This is a genomic window from Parageobacillus thermoglucosidasius, assembly GCF_001295365.1.
Taxonomy (GTDB): Bacteria; Bacillota; Bacilli; order Bacillales; family Anoxybacillaceae; genus Parageobacillus; species Parageobacillus thermoglucosidasius.
This window is the reverse complement of record NZ_CP012712.1, coordinates 552,478-573,117: the sequence shown is the minus strand read 5'-3', so window position 1 is coordinate 573,117 and position 20,640 is coordinate 552,478. Positions and strand designations below refer to the sequence as shown.

At 43.7% G+C, this 20,640-nt stretch carries 21 protein-coding genes; 20 read left to right on the top strand and 1 reads right to left on the bottom strand.

The genetic code is table 11. The features are described 5' to 3' along the window. Positions 1-8: 8 nt before the first annotated feature. Positions 9-887 carry a 16S rRNA (cytidine(1402)-2'-O)-methyltransferase gene (gene rsmI / locus AOT13_RS02880; protein ID WP_042385719.1) on the top strand — a complete coding sequence of 293 codons (879 nt, stop codon included), beginning with the start codon at positions 9-11 and terminating at the stop codon, positions 885-887. Between the two features lie 31 nt (positions 888-918). On the opposite strand, the gene abrB is transcribed toward rsmI, so the two are convergent. Further along, a complete protein-coding gene (abrB, locus tag AOT13_RS02875) occupies positions 919-1,221 on the bottom strand; it encodes a transition state genes transcriptional regulator AbrB (protein WP_003247396.1) in 303 nt (100 codons plus the stop codon). Between the two features lie 431 nt (positions 1,222-1,652). Here abrB and metG point away from each other — a divergent pair, with 431 nt between their 5' ends. The 19 genes from metG (at position 1,653) to spoVT (ending at position 20,592) form a co-directional block, all read left to right on the top strand. Further along, positions 1,653-3,599 carry a methionine--tRNA ligase gene (metG, locus tag AOT13_RS02870; protein WP_003247397.1) on the top strand — a complete coding sequence of 649 codons (1,947 nt, stop codon included), beginning with the start codon at positions 1,653-1,655 and terminating at the stop codon, positions 3,597-3,599. Between the two features lie 143 nt (positions 3,600-3,742). Next, positions 3,743-4,513 carry a TatD family hydrolase gene (locus tag AOT13_RS02865; protein WP_042385716.1) on the top strand — a complete coding sequence of 257 codons (771 nt, stop codon included), beginning with the start codon at positions 3,743-3,745 and terminating at the stop codon, positions 4,511-4,513. Positions 4,514-4,712: 199 nt separating this feature from the next. Then, positions 4,713-5,915, top strand: coding sequence for a G5 and 3D domain-containing protein (locus AOT13_RS02860; RefSeq protein ID WP_042385715.1), 1,203 nt, complete (start codon positions 4,713-4,715; stop codon positions 5,913-5,915). A gap of 223 nt (positions 5,916-6,138) precedes the next feature. Continuing rightward, positions 6,139-6,708, top strand: a complete 570-nt coding sequence (gene rnmV, locus AOT13_RS02855; protein ID WP_042385734.1) for a ribonuclease M5 — start codon at positions 6,139-6,141, stop codon at positions 6,706-6,708. Beyond that, positions 6,695-7,582 (top strand): 16S rRNA (adenine(1518)-N(6)/adenine(1519)-N(6))-dimethyltransferase RsmA, encoded by an 888-nt coding sequence (gene rsmA / locus AOT13_RS02850; protein ID WP_042385713.1) that lies wholly within the window; start codon positions 6,695-6,697, stop codon positions 7,580-7,582. Before rnmV ends, rsmA begins: the two co-directional genes overlap by 14 nt. Positions 7,583-7,689: 107 nt before the next feature. Continuing rightward, positions 7,690-8,574: a sporulation peptidase YabG gene (gene yabG / locus AOT13_RS02845; protein WP_042385711.1), complete on the top strand. Its 885-nt coding sequence runs from the start codon at positions 7,690-7,692 to the stop codon at positions 8,572-8,574. Between the two features lie 191 nt (positions 8,575-8,765). After that, complete coding sequence (veg, locus tag AOT13_RS02840; protein WP_003247406.1) at positions 8,766-9,023, top strand: biofilm formation stimulator Veg; 258 nt, start codon at positions 8,766-8,768, stop codon at positions 9,021-9,023. Between the two features lie 106 nt (positions 9,024-9,129). Then, positions 9,130-9,303, top strand: a complete 174-nt coding sequence (locus AOT13_RS02835; protein WP_013876094.1) for a small, acid-soluble spore protein, alpha/beta type — start codon at positions 9,130-9,132, stop codon at positions 9,301-9,303. Between the two features lie 211 nt (positions 9,304-9,514). Next, positions 9,515-10,384 (top strand): 4-(cytidine 5'-diphospho)-2-C-methyl-D-erythritol kinase, encoded by an 870-nt coding sequence (gene ispE, locus AOT13_RS02830; protein ID WP_003247408.1) that lies wholly within the window; start codon positions 9,515-9,517, stop codon positions 10,382-10,384. Between the two features lie 55 nt (positions 10,385-10,439). Further along, positions 10,440-11,264 carry a pur operon repressor gene (purR, locus tag AOT13_RS02825; RefSeq protein WP_003247409.1) on the top strand — a complete coding sequence of 275 codons (825 nt, stop codon included), beginning with the start codon at positions 10,440-10,442 and terminating at the stop codon, positions 11,262-11,264. A gap of 26 nt (positions 11,265-11,290) precedes the next feature. Then, positions 11,291-11,665: a RidA family protein gene (locus AOT13_RS02820; RefSeq protein ID WP_003247412.1), complete on the top strand. Its 375-nt coding sequence runs from the start codon at positions 11,291-11,293 to the stop codon at positions 11,663-11,665. A 141-nt stretch (positions 11,666-11,806) separates the two neighbouring features. Then, positions 11,807-12,097, top strand: coding sequence for a septation regulator SpoVG (spoVG, locus tag AOT13_RS02815; protein ID WP_003247437.1), 291 nt, complete (start codon positions 11,807-11,809; stop codon positions 12,095-12,097). 130 nt (positions 12,098-12,227) lie between these two features. Beyond that, positions 12,228-13,607 carry a bifunctional UDP-N-acetylglucosamine diphosphorylase/glucosamine-1-phosphate N-acetyltransferase GlmU gene (gene glmU / locus AOT13_RS02810; protein WP_003247439.1) on the top strand — a complete coding sequence of 460 codons (1,380 nt, stop codon included), beginning with the start codon at positions 12,228-12,230 and terminating at the stop codon, positions 13,605-13,607. Between the two features lie 12 nt (positions 13,608-13,619). Next, positions 13,620-14,567 carry a ribose-phosphate diphosphokinase gene (locus AOT13_RS02805; RefSeq protein WP_003247441.1) on the top strand — a complete coding sequence of 316 codons (948 nt, stop codon included), beginning with the start codon at positions 13,620-13,622 and terminating at the stop codon, positions 14,565-14,567. A gap of 81 nt (positions 14,568-14,648) precedes the next feature. Then, positions 14,649-15,281, top strand: coding sequence for a 50S ribosomal protein L25/general stress protein Ctc (locus tag AOT13_RS02800; RefSeq protein ID WP_003247443.1), 633 nt, complete (start codon positions 14,649-14,651; stop codon positions 15,279-15,281). Between the two features lie 65 nt (positions 15,282-15,346). Further along, entirely contained in the window at positions 15,347-15,907 is a 561-nt protein-coding gene (gene pth / locus AOT13_RS02795) for an aminoacyl-tRNA hydrolase (protein ID WP_003247445.1), read from the top strand. Positions 15,908-15,967: 60 nt separating this feature from the next. Next, on the top strand, positions 15,968-16,198 hold the full coding sequence (fin, locus tag AOT13_RS02790) for an anti-sigma-F factor Fin (protein ID WP_003247447.1): 231 nt from the start codon (positions 15,968-15,970) through the stop codon (positions 16,196-16,198). 133 nt (positions 16,199-16,331) lie between these two features. Beyond that, the gene (mfd, locus tag AOT13_RS02785; RefSeq protein ID WP_042385708.1) at positions 16,332-19,865 is read left to right on the top strand and encodes a transcription-repair coupling factor; all 3,534 of its coding nucleotides are present in this window, start codon (positions 16,332-16,334) and stop codon (positions 19,863-19,865) included. Positions 19,866-20,055: 190 nt separating this feature from the next. Beyond that, positions 20,056-20,592, top strand: a complete 537-nt coding sequence (gene spoVT / locus AOT13_RS02780) for a stage V sporulation protein T (protein WP_003247451.1) — start codon at positions 20,056-20,058, stop codon at positions 20,590-20,592. Positions 20,593-20,640: the final 48 nt, after the last annotated feature.

Below are 20,640 nucleotides of genomic sequence, written 5' to 3'. Positions count from 1 at the left end.
AAGGACGAATGCTTTGGCAGCAAAAAAGTTTTGAAGATAATCATAAAGGAACGCTATATATCGTTCCGACGCCGATAGGCAATCTTGAAGATATGACGTTCCGGGCGGTGCGCATTTTGCAAGAAGTAGATATGATTGCCGCGGAAGATACAAGGCAAACGAAAAAACTGTTAAACCATTTTCAAATCCGTACGCCGCTCATTAGTTATCATGAGCATAATAAATATACAAGCGGGCCGCAAATTGTGGAGCGTCTGAAAGCGGGAGAATCCGTAGCGCTCGTCAGCGACGCGGGAATGCCGGGAATTTCAGATCCGGGCCATGAGCTGGTTGTTTCTGCCCTTGAAGAGCGGTGTCCTGTTGTCCCGCTTCCAGGTGCAAACGCAGCGTTAACTGCGCTTGTTGCATCGGGGCTGTCGACAAACCACTTTTACTTTTTTGGCTTTCTTGAACGGACGAAGAAAGAAAAAAAGGAACAGTTGGAATCATTGAAAAAAGTCCGGGAAACGATGATTTTTTATGAAGCTCCTCATCGCATGCAAGAAACGCTTATGATGATGCATGAAGTGTTCGGCGAGCGCCGCGTTGTTTTATGTCGAGAACTGACGAAACGGTTCGAAGAGTTTATTCGCGGCAATCTGAGCGAGATTGTCGAATGGGTAAACATTCACGAGATTCGCGGGGAATTTTGCATCATTGTGGAAGGGGCAAAGGAAACACAGGAAGATGAAAAAACGGAAGCATGGTGGCATTCGCTACCCCCGGTCGAGCATGTCGAATATTATATTCGGGAGAAAAATTTTACGACAAAAGAAGCGATAAAACAAACGGCGAAAGATAGGAATATGTCGAAGCGGGAAGTGTACCGGCAATATCACCGCCAATAAAAAAAGAGAGTTTCTCTAACTAGAGAAACTCTTATTTGTTGTTATCGTTGTTAGATGATTGTTGCAGATGTTCTTGAATTTCTTTTAACAAAATTTCTGCACCTTCGCGGCTTAAAATAATTTTACCGCCGGCTAATTTGAAGTTGTCATCAGAAACTTCGCCAGTGACGACACAGGTCATATTTGGTTTATATTTTTTCAAAATGATCCGATCATCGTCAACATAGATTTCCAATGCGTCTTTTTCAGCAATGTCTAACGTGCGGCGCAATTCAATCGGAATGACGACACGGCCTAACTCATCAACTTTGCGGACGATACCTGTTGATTTCATGGAACGCTCTCCTCTCCGTAAAATAGTTTTTTATTTTGATAGGATTTATTCGTCAATATTCGACAAATTTCCTACACCCTAATCATATCAGTGTTTCCATTATACGTCAATCCTTTTATATGTAAAATTAAAAAAAATTGTATATCATTATTTTAAAAAAAGTCAATGAGGGAGTTTGATAAAAAGTGTTCAAAGAAAAACAGGAAATAGATTCCTTATGAACCGAAACGTTTGAGAAAAATTGTCTAAAAGAGAGGAAATGGCGATGGGAAACATCCATTTTTACGAACATCACTTCTGTAAGTATATTTTTTTTCGTATAGGTAAATAGATGTTTTTGTAGAATGAAAAAAATTATGTAAAATAAAAGTAACGTCGCTCTCGTCCGCCGGGCGGGGGCTTTTGTTCTAACAGAATAGGGAGGTATGAGGATGGAGAAAAAAACGTTTTACCTTACAACACCGATTTATTATCCGAGCGGGAACTTGCATATTGGCCACGCGTATACGACCGTAGCAGGAGACGCGATGGCACGTTATAAACGTTTGCGCGGTTATGATGTCATGTATTTGACCGGCACGGACGAACATGGGCAAAAAATTCAGCGAAAAGCAGAAGAAAAAGGAGTAACTCCGCAACAATATGTCGACGAAATTGTCGCAGGCATCCAAGAGTTATGGAAAAAGCTTGATATTTCTTATGATGACTTTATTCGCACGACACAAGACCGCCATAAAAAGGTAGTGGAGAAAATTTTTGCGCGTCTTGTCGAACAAGGAGATATTTATTTGGGAGAATACGAAGGATGGTATTGTACACCGTGTGAATCGTTTTATACAGAGCGGCAGCTTGTTGACGGAAATTGCCCGGACTGCGGCCGCCCGGTCGAAAAGGTAAAAGAAGAATCGTATTTCTTTAAAATGAGCAAATATGTCGACCGGCTTTTGCAATACTATGAGGAAAATCCGGAGTTCATTCAGCCGGAGTCGCGCAAAAACGAAATGATTAACAACTTTATTAAACCGGGGCTTGAGGATTTAGCGGTTTCTCGTACAACGTTTGACTGGGGCATAAAAGTTCCGGGTGATCCGAAACACGTCATTTATGTATGGATTGATGCGCTCACAAACTATATTACGGCGTTGGGATACGGCACAGATGACGATGAGAAGTTTCGCAAATACTGGCCGGCGGACGTTCATTTAGTCGGGAAGGAAATTGTCCGCTTCCATACGATTTATTGGCCGATTATGTTAATGGCGCTCGATTTGCCGTTGCCGAAAAAAGTGTTCGCGCATGGCTGGCTATTAATGAAAGACGGCAAAATGTCGAAATCGAAAGGAAACGTCGTCGATCCGGTCACGTTAATCGATCGTTACGGATTGGACGCGCTGCGCTATTATTTGCTTCGCGAAGTTCCGTTTGGCTCCGATGGCGTGTTCACTCCGGAAGGGTTTGTTGAGCGTATTAACTACGATTTAGCCAACGATTTAGGAAACTTGTTGCACCGCACGGTAGCGATGATTGAAAAATATTTTGACGGCGTGATTCCGACATATCGCGGGGCAAAAACGCCATTTGACAACGATCTTGTCGAAACAGCGAAAGAAACGGTGAAACAGTACGAAGAAGCGATGGAGAAAATGGAATTTTCCGTTGCGCTTGCGACAGTATGGCAGCTGATTAACCGAACGAACAAATATATTGATGAAACGCAGCCTTGGGTGCTTGCGAAAGAGGAAAGCCAAAAAGAACAGCTTGCGTCAGTAATGACCCATTTAGCGGAATCGCTTCGCCATGTTGCGATTTTGTTACAGCCGTTTTTAACGCGCACGCCGGACAAAATTTTCGCGCAGCTTGGCATTGTGGATGAATCATTAAAGCAATGGGACAGCTTGTACGAATTCGGCCTCATCAAAGAAGGAACAAAAGTGGCAAAAGGCGAGCCGCTGTTTCCACGGCTAGACATTGAAAAAGAAGTGGAATATATTAAAGCGCATATGCAAGGCAGTGCGCCGAAAAAGCAGGCAGCGGAGCCGCAAGCGCCAAAAGCGGATGAGATCACGATTGATGATTTTGCGAAAGTCGATTTGCGCGTTGCCGAAGTGGTGCACGCGGAACCGGTGAAAAACGCCGATAAATTGTTAAAGCTCCAGCTAGATCTTGGCTATGAAAAACGCCAAGTCGTATCCGGAATTGCCCAATTTTATAAGCCAGAAGAACTCGTTGGCAAAAAGGTCATCTGCGTCACGAATTTAAAACCGGTGAAATTGCGTGGCGAATTGTCTCAAGGCATGATTCTCGCTGGGGAAGAAAATGGCACGCTTTCCGTCGCTACTGTTGATAAAACGATTCCAAACGGGACAAAAATAAAATAATTGGCGAACATAGGAGGTGTGGTGTTGATCAATGCACGACACCTCTTTGTTGTCGTTTTGTAATGGAAATGTTAACGATTTGTGATATATGTAATGGATTTCTATGTTACACTTAACACCAAGGTAGAAAAGGGGTTGCCGCTATGCTTTTTGACACGCATGCACATTTAAATGCCGTCCAATATAACGATGATTTACAAGAAGTGATTGATCGCGCTCTTGGTGAAGGAGTTTCTCATATTGTTGTCGTTGGTTTTGACCGTCCTACGATTGCACGGGCGGTGGAACTAGCGGAGCAATATGATTTTATTTATGCTTCCGTCGGCTGGCATCCCGTTGATGCGATCGATATGACGGACGAGGATTTGGATATGATCGCAGAGCTGGCTGCCCATCCGAAAGTAGTGGCGTTAGGAGAAATGGGCTTGGATTATTATTGGGATAAATCGCCAAAGGAAATACAGCATGAGGTATTTCGCCGGCAAATCGCTTTAGCGAAAAAAGTGAAACTGCCGATCATTATCCATAATCGTGAGGCTACAGCGGATATTTTGCGGATTTTAAAAGAGGAAAACGCTGCTGAAGTCGGTGGGATTATGCATTGTTTCAGTGGAAGCGTGGAAGTAGCGAAACAATGTATCGAGATGAACTTTTTGATTTCCCTCGGCGGTCCAGTGACATTTAAAAACGCGAAAAAGCCGAAGGAAGTAGCGGCGCAAATTCCATTAGAACATTTGTTAATTGAAACAGATTGCCCGTATTTAACGCCTCACCCTTTCCGCGGGAAACGAAACGAGCCGAGCTACGTCAAGTACGTAGCGGAGGCGATCGCCGAGATAAAAGGCATTTCTTTTGAAGAAGTGGCAAAAGCGACAACAAAGAATGCGAAAAAATTATTCGGCATCCATCGCTAAAATCATTTGTCCATCGATGAGGAGACTTGTCTAAACGTCATGAAACAAAAAAGTTCTACAAATTTGGAACATGACATAGGATAAAACATGTCGACAAGTCTTCCTTTCTTTTTCAGTGATTTTTCTTGCATAATAGAGTGTGTTTACACGTACACGTTTAGAGAGAGGGGAATATTCGCGCAAGAAGGAGGCGTTTTGCATGATATTACCCAATATGAAGAGAATTTCTGATTCATTGAGGAAAAACTTCACGGTTACCGCTAGTAGTTTCATAGCCTTTTCGGCGACAACGGGACTTGCCGGATATGAAATAGCGAAGGATGACGTGACGCTGACGGTGAATGGAAAAAAACAAGAGATTCGCACTCACGCTAAGACGGTAAAAGAAGTATTACAGGAGCAAAACATTAAGCCAAGAAAAGAAGATCACGTCTATCCATCGCTAGATACGCCAATTACAGATGATTTAAACATTGTTTGGGAAGCGAGCAAGAAAGTAACGTTGATAGTGGATGGGAAAAAACAAGAAATATGGACGACTGCAAAAAACGTTGGCGAGCTGTTAAACTCGCAACATATTACCCTCGGAAAGCATGACAAAATTGCCCCGTCGCCAAATGCAGAGATCAAAAAAGGAATGGAAGTGAATGTGGAAAAAGCATTTCCAGTCCAATTAAATGTTGGCGGCAAACAAAAACAAGTATGGGCAACTTCTACTACTGTCGCTGACTTTTTAAAACAACAAAACGTGAAATTAGGCGAACTCGACCGTGTTGAACCATCTTTACAAGAGAAAGTAAAAGAAGGCATGATTGTAAAAGTGGTGAAAGTTCAAAAAGTCACCGATGTAGTGGAAGAACCAATTGATTTTGCAGTCGTCACTCGCCGAGATGCGCAATTGCCAAAAGGAGAACAGCGTGTGATCAGTCCGGGTGAAAAAGGAAAAGCGTTGAAAAGGTATGAAGTAGTGCTGGAAAACGGAAAAGAAGTATCGCGAAAACTTATAGAAACAAAATTGATGAAAGCAAGCAAAAATCGCATTGTTGCAATCGGAACACGATCCACTCATGCGCGCTCTGTTCAAATAGCGTCGCGCGGTCAAAGGCATGCAACAAAAGAATTTTATGTTACTGCCACCGCTTACACCGCTTATTGTGAAGGCTGCTCGGGAACAACGAGCACAGGAATTGATTTGCGCGCAAACCCTTCTGCGAAAGTGATTGCGGTTGACCCGAGAATTATACCGATCGGATCCAAAGTGTACGTTGAAGGGTATGGATATGCCATTGCTGGAGACACAGGATCGAGCATTAATGGTTATAAAATTGACGTGTTTTTCCCGAAAAAATCGGACGCGTTTCGTTGGGGCAAAAAACGCGTAAAAGTGAAAATTATTCAATAAAAGGAAAGAATGCGGAGGGTTTTTTACCCTCTGCTTTTTCGTTATAATGAAGAAAGATTTTTCTACTTATTTAGACGAAAAAAGCCAAAAAAAGTTTCAGTCATTTTGAAAGAAATAGAGGTGAAAACCTTTCAACATTATTTTACTGGAAAGGGGGCAGCGCAGAAATAGGAAAAAAGGCTTATTCCTTGTGGAATGAGTAGACGATTTCTGCGTACTAATGATGAAAATTAAAGAAATTATCGTTGTGGAAGGTAAAGACGATACGGTGGCCATTCAGCGCGCCGTTGATGCAGATACGATTGAAACAAACGGGTCGGCAATCAGCGAAGAGATCATTGAGCAAATTAAGTTAGCAAAAGAAAAACGGGGAGTAATTATTTTTACAGATCCTGATTTTCCGGGTGAAAAAATTCGCAAAACGATTACAGAGCGCGTTCCAGGCTGCAAGCATGCTTTTTTGCCAAGGAAAGCGGCCATTGCGAAAAATGGGAAAGGAATTGGCGTAGAGCATGCGTCTGTGGAAGATATCCGCCAAGCGTTGAAAAACGTGTACGAGGAAACAACTGAGTGGAATGAAGAGATTACATTTGATGAACTCGTCGCTGCCGGTTTAATCGGCGGACAATTAGCGAAAAAGCGGCGCCAACATTTAGGGGAAATTTTAAAAATAGGGTATACAAACGGAAAACAGCTTTATAAGCGGTTGCAAATATTTCAAATCTCTAAAGAAGCGTTTTACGCCGCATTAGAGCAAGTGCTGCAGGAGGAAGCAAACGATGAATACAAATAAAGATATTGCTACGCCGGGACGTACGCGAGAAATTTTGGAAAAGTACGGTTTTTCATTCAAAAAAAGTTTAGGACAAAATTTTTTGATTGACACTAATATTTTGCGGAAAATTGTCGATGTTGCCGGACTTTCGCGCGAAACGGGGGCGATTGAAATCGGTCCCGGAATCGGGGCGTTGACGGAACAGCTGGCGCGCCGCGCAAAGAAGGTCGTCGCGTTTGAAATTGATCAGCGGCTTTTGCCGATTTTGGAGGATACGTTATCGCCGTATGAAAACGTCCGCATTATCCATCAAGATGTTTTAAAAGCGGATATTCGCCGCGTGATCGCCGAAGAATTTACCGACGCTGCCGATATTATGGTGGTAGCGAATTTGCCGTATTACGTCACAACGCCGATTATTATGAAGCTATTGACAGATAACTTGCCGATTCGCGGCATTGTCGTTATGTTGCAAAAAGAAGTGGCTGACCGCATCTCCGCGCAGCCGGGAACGAAAGATTACGGTTCGCTGTCCATTGCGATTCAGTATTACACGGAAGCGGAGAAGATCATGACCGTTCCAAGAACGGTGTTTATTCCACAGCCGAATGTGGATTCTGCTGTGATTCGGTTAATAAAGCGGAAGCAGCCGCCTGTTGACGTAGACGATGAATCGTTTTTCTTTCAAGTGGTGCGGGCGAGTTTCGCGCAACGCCGGAAAACGATTTTGAACAATTTAATCAGCAACTTGCCGAACGGAAAAGCGAGAAAAGAAAAAATCGAGCGCATTTTAACAGAGAACGGAATTGACCCGCGCCGCCGCGGAGAGACATTGACGATGGAAGAGTTTGCCGCGCTCAGCAACGCGTTAAGGGAAGTCATGTGCATATAAATTTGCTTCTTCGTTGATGCGGACAGGCCCCCCTGCGTCTATCACCTATTTTCCAGATGCGCATATGTTACTTAGTAAGCAATTCGTTAACAATGGAGTGAATGGTGATGGACGTTAAGGTCGGCGATATTGTTGCAAGGAAGTCGTATAATTGTGATTTACTGTTTCGTATCATAGATGTGAAAGAAAAAAATGGGGAAAGAGAAGCGATTTTGCATGGTGAAAATGTGAGACTTATCGCCGATGCCCCATGCAGCGATTTAGTCATTATTGATGAACGAGAACAGCAGGAAAGAAAGAAAAAGGAAATAGAGCTGATCGAGCAGTCGTATAAACTGTTTCGCCAAGATTATCATGCCATAAAACAAAAAACAGAGTATCGGGCGACGGGAGGATACCGGACGGAAAAAGATTTTTTTCAAATTCCGGGGCGCGTCCTTCATTTGGACGGGGACCCTTTATATTTGCGGAAGTGTTTGGATTTGTATGAACGAATTGGCGTGCCGGTGTACGGCATATTTTGCGAGGAAAGTGAAATGCCCGAAAAAGTCGGCGTGCTTCTTGAGCGATTTCGCCCTGATATTTTAGTGATTACCGGCCATGATTCCTATTCGAAATCGAAAGGAAAAGTGACGGATTTAAAGGCATATCGCCATTCCAAACATTTTGTTCAAACGGTGAAAGAAGCGCGCAAAAAAGTTCCGCATCTTGACCAATTGATCATTTTCGCGGGAGCATGCCAATCCCATTTTGAATCACTGATTCGCGCTGGTGCGAATTTTGCCAGTTCCCCGGCGCGCGTTAACATTCATGCGCTTGATCCAGTTTATATCGTTTCCCGAATAAGTTTTACTCCTTTCATGGAAACGGTGAATGTTTGGGATGTTCTTCGCAATACATTGACCGGAGAAAAGGGACTTGGAGGGGTGGAAACGAAAGGAGTGTTGCGCACGGGGATGCCGTTCCGTTTGATTGATACGATGAACGATTGAGAGCTGCCTGTAACAAGGCGGTTTTTTTCTTTTAATACATATTTTTGCATCAAAAACGACATAATATGCATTAGAAGCAACATTTGTAGAAAAATATGCATTGACAGTAAGGAAAAGGCATTGATATAATCTTTATTTTTGATTTTTGAAATAAACTTTGTTATAATTTATAAATAGTGAGGTGGATAGCGATGCCAAAAACTTTATCCGATATTAAAAAAACGTTGGATTCTAACATCGGCAGACGTTTGACGTTGCGTGCCAACGGCGGGCGAAGAAAAACGATTGAGCGGTGCGGAATTTTAGCTGAAACGTATCCATCTGTGTTTGTTATTGAACTCGACCAAAAGGAAAATGCATTTGAACGGGTGTCATTTAGTTACGCTGATGTGTTAACAGAAACAGTAAAATTGACGTTTTTAGATGACGAGAAGGTGGGTGGGCAGTAGACGTTAGTTTGCTGCTTTTTGTTTTTGCCATAAATATGTCAACATAAACGTGCGCGTTTTTTTCATACTAAAAACAGCCGCGGCAGTTTGAAAGGGGTTGCTAGCATTGGGCCGACGTCGCGGAATTATGTCGCAACGCTTTAAAGAAGAGTTAGCAAAGGAATTGGGCTTTTATGATGTCGTTCAAAAAGAAGGATGGGGAGCGATCCGCGCGAAAGACGCTGGAAATATGGTGAAATTGGCGATCGAAATGGCTGAACGACAGCTGTTGAAAAGATAAATATGCACTTAGGCGACGAAAAATAAAAAAACAGCCGCGGCAGCCGAAGCAACATCGCTTCGGCTTTTTGTTTGAGATCATTTGCCGTATTTGTTTCCAATCGGTGATTATGCGTTTCTGATTGTTAGCAGCATACGCAATTTATGCTATTATGGTAAATGGATCTTGCAAGAAAGCTTGAAGTCATTAGTCATTAAAGTAGGTGGAATGGTTGAAGGTATTAGTCAAGGCACCGGCTAAAATCAATTTATCGTTGGACGTATTGCATAAACGGCCTGACGGATATCATGAAGTAAAGATGGTAATGACAACGATTGATCTGGCGGATCGCATCGAACTAATTCCGCGGACCGATGATGTGATACAAATTATTTCGCAAAACCGCTTCGTTCCGGATGACCACCGCAATCTGGCGTATCAGGCTGCAAAAGTATTGAAAGATACATTTGGTATCAAACAAGGGGTGGCGATTTCCATTACAAAAAATATTCCAGTAGCGGCAGGGCTGGCCGGGGGAAGCAGCGATGCTGCAGCGACGCTCCGCGGCTTAAACAAGCTTTGGCGTTTAGGGCTTACACTTGATGAATTGGCGGAGCTAGGTGCGCAAATCGGTTCTGACGTCCCGTTTTGCGTTTATGGCGGAACTGCGGTTGCAACAGGGCGCGGCGAAAAAATTATGCCGATTTCTTCCCCGCCGCCATGCTGGGTTATTTTAGCAAAGCCATCGATCGGCGTTTCGACTGCCGAAGTATACCGGAATTTAAAGGTTGGCGAGATTCAGCACCCGGATGTGGATGGGATGGTGGAGGCGATTGAACGCCAAGATTATGCGGCTATTTGCCAATTAGTCGGAAACGTATTAGAAGAAGTGACATTGAAAATGCATCCGGAAGTGGCGCACATTAAAGAGCAAATGAAGCGGTTTGGCGCGGATGCGGTATTGATGAGCGGCAGCGGGCCGACGGTGTTTGGACTCGTTCAGCATGATTCCAGGCTGCAACGAATTTATAATGGACTGCGCGGGTTTTGCGATCAAGTGTTCGCTGTCCGGATATTAGGTGAACAAAATTCACTTGATTAAACACGTATATTTTTGATATATTTACCTTAAAATATTCGGTTTTAGGAGGTCCTCTATGAAATTAAGGCGCAGCGGCCGTTTAGTCGATATGACTCATTATCTTCTTGAACGGCCTCATCAGCTTATACCGCTTACGTTTTTTGCAGAGCGTTATGAATCGGCAAAGTCATCGATTAGTGAGGACTTAGCGATTATAAAACAAACGTTTGAACAACAAGGAATCGGAACGATCAAAACGCTGCCAGGAGCGGCGGGCGGAGTTCAATATATTCCGAAAATGTCGAGACAGGAAGCAGACGGGATCGTTACATATTTATGTGAGCAGCTGTCGCGCCCAGACCGGCTGCTGCCTGGCGGATATTTATATATGACGGATATTCTTGGCGACCCTCGCGTTGTCAACAAAATCGGCCGTCTGTATGCATCCATCTTCGCTGACCGCCCGGTAGATGTTGTCATGACGATCGCGACAAAAGGAATTCCCCTCGCTTATGCGGTCGCCCACTTTTTGTATGTTCCCGTCGTGATTGTCCGCCATGACAACAAAGTGACGGAAGGATCGATGGTCAGCATTAACTATGTTTCTGGTTCTTCTAAACGAATTCAAACGATGGTGTTGGCGAAACGGAGTCTGGCCGAAGGGGCAAACGTTTTAATTATCGATGATTTTATGAAAGCGGGCGGGACGGTAAACGGCATGATAAACTTATTAAATGAATTTAACGCCAAACTTTCCGGCATCGGCGTCCTCGTTGAATCTGAAGAAACGAAAGAGCGGCTTGTCGATGAATATATTTCGCTCGTAAAGCTGTCTTCCGTTGATGTGAAAGAAAAACAAATTACCGTAAAAGCAGGAAATTATATTCACTTTATGGAATAAATAAACGTGAAAGGGGAGGGAATGCAATGGAAAAAGTAGAAACAAATAACGCGCCGCAAGCGATCGGTCCATATTCGCAAGGAATTGTCGTCAACAACATGTTTTACAGCTCTGGGCAAATTCCGCTTACTCCTGAGGGCGAGATGGTGCAAGGGGATATCAAAGCGCAAACCCATCAGGTGTTTCAAAATTTAAAGGCGGTGCTGGAAGCGGCGGGAGCGTCACTGGATACGGTTGTGAAAACAACGGTATTTTTAAAAAGCATGGATGATTTTGCGGCAATGAATGAAGTGTACAGCCAATACTTTACCAATCATAAACCGGCGCGTTCTTGCGTGGAAGTGGCGAGACTGCCGAAAGACGCGCTAGTGGAAATCGAAGTCATCGCGCTCATTCGGTAATCGATGCCCGCCTTTTCCCTAATGTTATTCCGCTCTAACCGGGATTTATTTTATAAAAAATTTTCAAAAAAAGAAGGAAATGAATAACGGCATGTGGAATAAATTAATCAAGTCTTATATAGGGAAAAGGTGGTGAACATAATGGAAGTTACTGACGTAAGATTACGCCGCGTGAATACCGAAGGACGTATGAAAGCGATTGCCTCTATCACATTGGATAACGAATTCGTTGTCCATGATATCCGCGTGATCGATGGCAATAACGGATTGTTTGTCGCCATGCCGAGCAAACGCACTCCAGATGGAGAATTTCGTGATATTGCCCATCCGATTAACTCGGCGACGCGCGGAAAAATTCAAGAGGCGATATTGGCTGAGTATCACCGTTTAGGTAAGTTGGAAGAAGAACTTGAAGAAGCTGGTGCTTCATAAAATATGGTGAAGAGCCTGTTCCCAATGGACAGGCTCTTTTTATATTTTCTGGAAAAATTGTTTCCTTGAAATACACTACTAATTGAGATATATTCAATTATGGATAAAAAGGTAATTGGAGGCCTTCTATATGGTAAAACGATATGCGGTCATATTGGCGGCCGGACAGGGAACAAGGATGAAATCGAAGCAATACAAAGTATTGCACCCTGTTTGCGGTAAGCCGATGGTCCAGCATGTGGTGGACCAAGTTTTGCAGCTAGGAATCGAAAAGCTTATTACCGTTGTAGGCTTTGGAGCAGAGCAAGTAAAAATGCAGCTTGGCGACCAAAGCGAATATGCTTTCCAGCAGGAACAACTGGGAACAGCGCACGCAGTTATGCAAGCAGCCTCTCATTTGCACGGAAAAGATGGAGTAACGCTCGTTGTATGCGGAGACACACCGTTAATCACTGCGGAAACGATGCAAGCATTGCTTGATCATCATCTTGCGACAAAGGCAAAAGCGACGGTTTTGACGGCAATTGCGGATAATCCTGCCGGATATGGCCGCATTGTTCGCGATTCTCATGGAAATGTCGCAAAAATTGTCGAACACAAAGATGCAAGCGAACAGGAACGCGCCATCAAAGAAATTAACACGGGAACATATTGCTTTGACAACAAGTCTTTATTTGAAGCGCTTACACATGTATCGAACAATAATGTGCAAGGGGAATATTATTTAACGGATGTCATTGAAATTTTAAAATCCAATGGCGGCATCATTTCCGCGTACGAAGCCCCATCTTTTGAAGAAACGATCGGGGTGAATGACCGCGCGGCTCTCGCCGAAGCGGAAAAAATTATGCGCGCGCGGATTTGCCGCAAACATATGCTGAACGGGGTCACGATTATTGATCCTGCTCATACGTATATATCGGCAGAGGCGCAAATCGGCCGCGATACCGTGATTTATCCCGGGACTGTTATTGAAGGGAAAACAGTGATTGGCGAAGATTGCATTATCGGGCCAAATTCAGAAATTAAAGACTGTCTGATTGGAAACGGCACCACGATTCGCCACTCTGTCGCGCACGATAGCGAAATTGGCAACGATGTTACGATCGGGCCGTTTGCCCATATCCGCCCGTTGTCCAAAATCGCGGATGAAGTTCGCATCGGTAATTTTGTTGAAGTGAAAAAGTCGGTGTTTGGCAAAGGAAGTAAAGCATCACACTTAAGCTACATCGGCGATGCGGAAATCGGCGCGGACGTCAACCTTGGCTGCGGATCCATTACCGTAAATTACGATGGGAAAAATAAACATATGACGAAAATTGAAGATGGAGCGTTTATCGGCTGTAATGTGAATTTAATTGCTCCGGTGACGGTTGGGAAAGGCGCATATGTCGCTGCTGGTTCGACGATTACGGATGATGTTCCCGCAAATGCGCTGTCAATTGCCCGCGCTCGGCAAGTAAATAAAGAGAATTATGTGGATCGCCTTTCTATTAAGAAAAATTCGTAATGGAGGTTTATCATGTCTGAATGTCATCATAATTTAAAATTGTTTGCATTGAATTCCAATATGAAGCTGGCCGAAGAAATTGCGCAAGTGATGGGGATCGAATTAGGAAAATGCTCGGTTTCCCGCTTCAGCGATGGCGAAATCCAAATCAACATTGAAGAAAGCATCCGCGGCGATGATGTTTTCGTCATTCAATCGACAAGCGTGCCGGTGAATGAGCATTTGATGGAATTACTTATCATGATTGATGCGTTAAAACGTGCTTCCGCCAAAACGATTAATATTGTAATGCCTTACTATGGATATGCCCGCCAAGACCGGAAAGCGCGCTCCCGCGAGCCGATTACGGCGAAATTGGTGGCAAACCTTTTAGAAACGGCAGGGGCTTCCCGCGTCATCACCCTTGATTTGCATGCGCCGCAAATCCAAGGATTTTTTGACATTCCGATCGATCATTTAATGGGGGTTCCGATTTTAGCCGATTATTTTAAAAATAAAAATCTTGATGATATTGTTGTCGTTTCTCCAGACCACGGAGGGGTGACGCGGACGCGCAAGCTTGCTGACCGTCTTAAAGCGCCGATCGCAATTATTGATAAGCGCCGGCCAAAACCGAATGTGGCGGAGGTAATGAATATCGTCGGTCAAGTACAAGGAAAGACAGCAATTTTAATCGATGATATCATTGATACAGCTGGAACGATCACATTGGCTGCCAACGCCCTTGTCGAAAACGGCGCGAAAGAAGTATATGCGTGCTGCACGCACCCGGTATTGTCGGGACCAGCGATTGAACGCATTCAAAATTCGAAAATTAAAGAACTTGTTGTCACTAATACAATTGCATTGCCAGAAGAAAAGAAAATTGATAAAATTGTAGAGCTGTCAGTTGCTCCACTCATTGCGGAGGCAATTACACGTGTATATGAAATGAAGTCTGTCAGTGTATTGTTTGACTAAAGTACACGCATGTTTAGACCTTCTTGTTTTAGGATAAAGTATCAATTAGATTCTAATTCTAATTCAGGAAGGTGAGGAAACATGGCAGTAGTACTTGAAGCAAAAGAACGCACTGATAGAAAACATTCAACCACTCGACGCATTCGCTTACAAGGAAATATTCCTGGAATCTTGTATGGCAAAAACGTTGAAAACAAAATGATTTTTGTCAATGGTTCCGATTTTCAAAAAACGATCCGCGAAGCCGGACGGCATAGTCTCATTACATTGAAATTGAACGATGAGGAATATTCGGTATTGTTGAGGGATGTCCAAAGAGACTCGCTCCGTGGCAACATTCTTCATGTCGATTTTCAAGCGGTCGATATGTCTACGGAAGTCGATATTGATGTGGATATTCGTTTCATTGGCGAAGCTGCCGGAGTAAAAGACGGCGGCGTATTGCAGCAAAACCTGCATCAATTGTCGATCCGCGTACTGCCAGCGAATATTCCGCCATCGATTGATATTGATATTTCACACTTGCAAATCGGCGATACAATCACGGTAGGAGATGTTAAAACAGACGGAAAATACGAAATTAACCATGAGCCTTCTGAAGTGATTGCGACGATCTTGCCGCCGCAACAAGAGGAGGAAATTCATAGCGGCGAACAGCAAGAATCTGGTCGCCCTGAGGCAGAAGAAGGAAGAGAAACGACTCCAGACGCATAAACTCGGACGTAGCCGTTTTCGGTTACGTCTTTTGTACTATCCACGCAAAGAGAGGAGACCGAGTGTTGAAGTTATTTGTCGGCCTTGGCAACCCAGGGAAAGAATATGAACAAACGAGGCATAACGTTGGGTTTATGGTCATCGATGAGCTGGCGAAACGCTGGAATATTTCTTTTCAAACAGCAAAATTTAATGGGATGATTGCCTCGCACATCATTTCTGGCGAAAAAGTGATATTATGCAAGCCATTAACATATATGAATTTATCAGGGGAATGCGTCCGACCGTTAATCGATTATTATCGCATTGATATCAATGATGTTGTTGTTATATATGATGACCTTGATCTCCCTGTCGGAAAAATTCGCCTGCGCATGAAAGGAAGCGCCGGCGGGCATAATGGCATTAAGTCGCTTATTCACCATTTAGGAACGCAAGAATTCAAACGGATTCGGATCGGCATCGGGCGCCCGGCAAGCGGGGAAAAGGTGATCGATTATGTGCTGGGCCGCTTCCACGAAGAAGAAAGCGGGGCGATCATGGAAGCGATTTTACGTTCAGCCGATGCGTGTGAAAAAGCTGTTACTGAGCCGTTTTTGCAAGTGATGAATGAATTTAATGTGTGAATATTTTCCTCCTAATTGGTGCAGAATAAGATATAGATCTGCCATTAGGAGGGTTGTTTCATGGCATTGCATTATTATTGTCGGCATTGTGGAACAAAAGTAGGCACGATTGATAGAGTTTCGATCTATAGCGAACAATTGGGATTTCACCATTTGACAGAGGAAGAACGTTTGGAGATGATTGCATACCAGCCAAATGGCGATATTCACATAAAAACGATTTGCGAAGATTGCCAAGAGGCGTTAGCGAGAAATCCTGAACTGCATCAGTATGAAAAGTTTATACATTAGGCTTTGGGTAACCAAAGCATTTTTGTGTTTTTTAAAAAATATAACTAGCTGACGTTTTTCATGGAAGAACGGGCATGTGACACAAAATAAAAAACGGCTTGCATTCGCTTTGTTGAGAGGAGGGAGAATAGGGGTGCGTTCGTTGCATCGCTATTTCGCTGAAAACCAAGATATTCGTTCGATTATCGGGGGGATTGAGGCTGGGCTGAAAGAGCAGCTGATTGTCGGATTATCTGGTTCCGCCCGGTCTGTTTTCATTTCATCGCTTTATAAGGAAACCGATAGACCGCTTTTAGTGATAACGCATAATTTATTTCAAGCGCAAAAAATATATGATGATCTTGTTCAATTGCTTGGGACGGAAGAGGTATTCCTCTATCCGGTAAACGAAGTGATTGCCACGGAATTGGCAATCGCCAGCCCAGAACTAAAGGCGCAGCGTTTAGAAGTGATGAATTATTGGACGAAACGCGACAAAGGGGTTGTGATTTGTCCTGTCGCCGGATTGCGGCGCCTGCTACCTCCTGTGTCGTTATGGAAAAATAATATATTGACATTGGAAGTCCAGCAAAATATCGATGTTGAATATTGTAAGAAGCAATTTGTCCAAATGGGATACAAGCGTGTAGCAACTGTGTCAGCCCCTGGGGAATTTAGCGTTCGCGGCGGGATTATCGATATTTATCCATTAACGGCGGAATTACCTTATCGGATTGAGCTGTTTGATACGGAAATTGAATCGATCCGCACATTTACCGCGGATGATCAGCGCTCCCGTGATGAAGTGCGGCAAATAACGATTGGGCCCGCCGATGAAATGATTGTTTACGGGGAAATGCTAGAGCGGGGAATTGCGCGGATTGAAGCGGGATTAACGGAAAGCCTTCACAAATTAAAAGATGAAAAAGCCAAACAATTATTGCTTGAACACATATCGTCAGAGCTTGAACAGTTGAAACAAGGGCAAGAAATTGAACAACAATATAAGTATATGGCGCTCTTTTATGAAGAGCCTGCTAGTTTGCTAGACTACATGCCAGAAAATGGAATATTGTTGATGGACGAAATGAGCAGATTGCAAGAAGCAGCAGAAAGTCTTGATAAAGAAGAGGCGGAATGGTATACAAGTTTGCTTTCAGAAGGAAAAATTATTCATGATGTGCCAATTTCCCACTCTTTTTTCCAATTATTGCAGAAGCATCGCAAACAGCGGATTTATTTATCAATCTTTCTTCGCCATGTTCCGCATACACGTCCAGAGAACATCGTGAATATTTCCTGCAAACAAATGCAAAACTTCCATGGGCAAATGTCGCTGCTTAAGTCTGAGCTGGAGCGTTGGAAAAAAGCAAAATACGCTGTTGTTTTTTTAACACCGAATGCAGAACGGATGAAAAAGTTGCAATCGGTGCTTGAAGACTACGAAATCGATGTCGCTCCGCTGAGCCGTGAAGCAGTGCTGATGCACGGCAAATATCAAATGATCGAGGGCGATTTAAACACAGGATTCGAGCTGCCGATGCAAAAGCTTGCCGTGATTACAGAAGAAGAATTGTTTAAAAAGCGGGTTAAGCGGCCAATCCGCCGCCAAAAATTGTCGAACGCAGAGCGCATTAAAAGCTATTCGGAGTTGCGAGTGGGCGACTATGTGGTGCATGTAAACCACGGCATCGGCAAATATTTGGGAATCGAAACATTAGAAATTAACGGCGTCCATAAAGACTATATTCATATTCAATATCAAGGCAGCGATACGTTGTATGTGCCTGTGGATCAAATCGATCAAGTGCAGAAGTACGTAGGCTCTGAAGGAAAAGAGCCAAAGATTTACAAATTAGGCGGATCTGAATGGAAGAAAGTGAAAAAGAAAGTAGAATCGTCTGTCCAAGATATCGCTGAAGATTTGATTAAGCTGTATGCGGAACGGGAGGCAAGCAAAGGATACGCGTTTTCCCCGGATACAGAAATGCAGCGGGAATTTGAAGCGGCGTTTCCGTACCAAGAAACGGAAGATCAGCTTCGTTCGATCGAGGAAATCAAGCGCGATATGGAAAGCGACAAGCCGATGGACCGTCTTCTTTGCGGCGACGTCGGCTACGGAAAGACGGAAGTGGCGCTGCGGGCAGCGTTTAAAGCGATTATGGATGGAAAACAAGTCGCGTTTCTTGTACCGACGACGATTTTGGCCCAGCAGCATTATGAAACGGTCCGGGAGAGGTTTCAAGGGTTTCCAATTACCGTTGGGCTGTTAAACCGTTTTCGCACTAGAAAACAGCAGGCGGAGACGATCAAAGGGCTGAAAGACGGGACGATTGATATGGTCATCGGCACACACCGCCTGTTATCGAAAGATGTCCAGTTTAAAGATTTAGGACTGCTCATTATCGACGAAGAACAGCGGTTTGGCGTTACCCATAAGGAAAAAATCAAGCAGCTTAAGGCCAATATTGATGTGTTGACGTTAACAGCAACGCCAATTCCGAGAACGCTGCATATGTCCATGATCGGTGTGCGCGATCTGTCGATTATTGAAACGCCGCCAGAAAACCGGTTTCCGGTGCAAACATATGTGATGGAATATACCCCTGAACTGGTGCGGGAAGCAATTGAACGGGAGCTGGCAAGAGAAGGGCAAGTCTTTTTCTTATACAATCACATTGAAGATATTGATGTGAAAGCGGAAGAAATTTCGCAGCTCGTCCCGGAAGCGCGCGTGACGTATGTGCATGGACGGATGTCGGAAACGGAATTGGAGTCAACGATGCTGGCGTTTTTGGAAGGCCAATATGACGTGCTTGTCACAACGACGATTATTGAAACAGGCGTTGATATTCCAAATGTGAACACGCTGATCGTCTATGATGCGGATCGCATGGGATTATCGCAATTGTATCAGCTGCGCGGTCGCGTCGGACGTTCTAATCGCGTTGCATACGCATATTTCACATACCGAAAAGATAAAGTGCTCAATGAAGCTGCTGAGAAACGTTTACAAGCAATCAAAGAATTTACCGAACTTGGCTCAGGGTTTAAAATTGCTATGCGCGACTTGTCGATTCGCGGCGCCGGAAATATATTAGGCGCTGAACAGCACGGATTTATCGATTCCGTCGGCTTTGATTTATATTCGCAAATGCTGAAAGAAGCCATCGAAAAACGAAAAGGCGTCAAACAAGAAGAAGCAAAGCATGAAATAACGATAGATTTAGAAGTCGATGCTTATATTCCAGACACGTATATTTCTGACGGGTTGCAAAAAATTGATATGTACAAGCGTTTTAAAGCGGTGGAGACGATGGAAGACGTCGAAATGTTGCGTGAAGAAATGCTTGACCGCTTTGGCGAATATCCGGATGAAGTTGCTTATTTATTCCAAATTGCCGAAATTAAAGTGTATGCGAAACAAACAGGGGTAGAAGTGATTAAACAGCAGAAACAGCAAGTCGACATCTTATTTGCTGAGAACGCCTCCAAAGAAGTAGAAATTCAACGCTTATCGAAAATCGGCGGGCAATATGGCCGTTTATTCGGATTTGGCATGGACGGTTCCAAGTTGAAAATTGTTTTATACATTAAAGACTTGAAACCGCAAGAATGGCTGATGATTTTATATGAAACGTTAAAAGAGCTTTCCGGCGTTAAAGATGAAAAATCGATTATCGCATGATGAGATGTTGATGTTTCGAAAACGCCGATAATGAAAAATGGATAATTTTATTTAAAATTGTGAAAATCACTTTCATCACGTATATAACTTGGATTGTGAAGGATACTAATCACAGCAATGGTGAATTCGCCATAACAAGGATTCATCGGTGTATTCTTCAAATCCTAGATGAAAGTGAGGGTATCTGTAGATGAAAGCAACTGGTATTGTCCGTCGGATTGATGATTTAGGAAGGGTTGTCATTCCGAAAGAAATCCGAAGAACGTTGCGCATTCGGGAAGGGGATCCGCTCGAAATATTTGTTGATCGCGATGGCGAAGTCATTTTAAAAAAATATTCGCCAATTAGCGAATTAGGCGATTTCGCGAAAGAATATGCAGATGCGTTGTTTGACAGCTTAGGGCAGCCTGTGTTGATTTGCGACCGCGATGTTTTCATCGCTGTTGCCGGTGTTTCGAAAAAAGAATATTTGAACAAAAATGTCGGTCCTTTAGTGGAAAAAGCGATGGAAGAGCGAAACTCTGTTCTTCATACAGAAGAAGGAGAAGCGGAGCTTGTCGACGGAGTTTCAGAAACATGGAAATCGTATACGATTGGGCCAATTGTGGCAAATGGCGATCCGATTGGCGCTGTTGTCATTTTGTCAAAAGATAAAGTGCTTGGCGAAGTGGAACATAAAGCGGTCGAGACGGCCGCCAGCTTTTTGGCCCGGCAAATGGAACAGTAAAACGAAAAAATGTCATGAGCGGAAAAAGGCAGCTTTCTATGCTGCCTT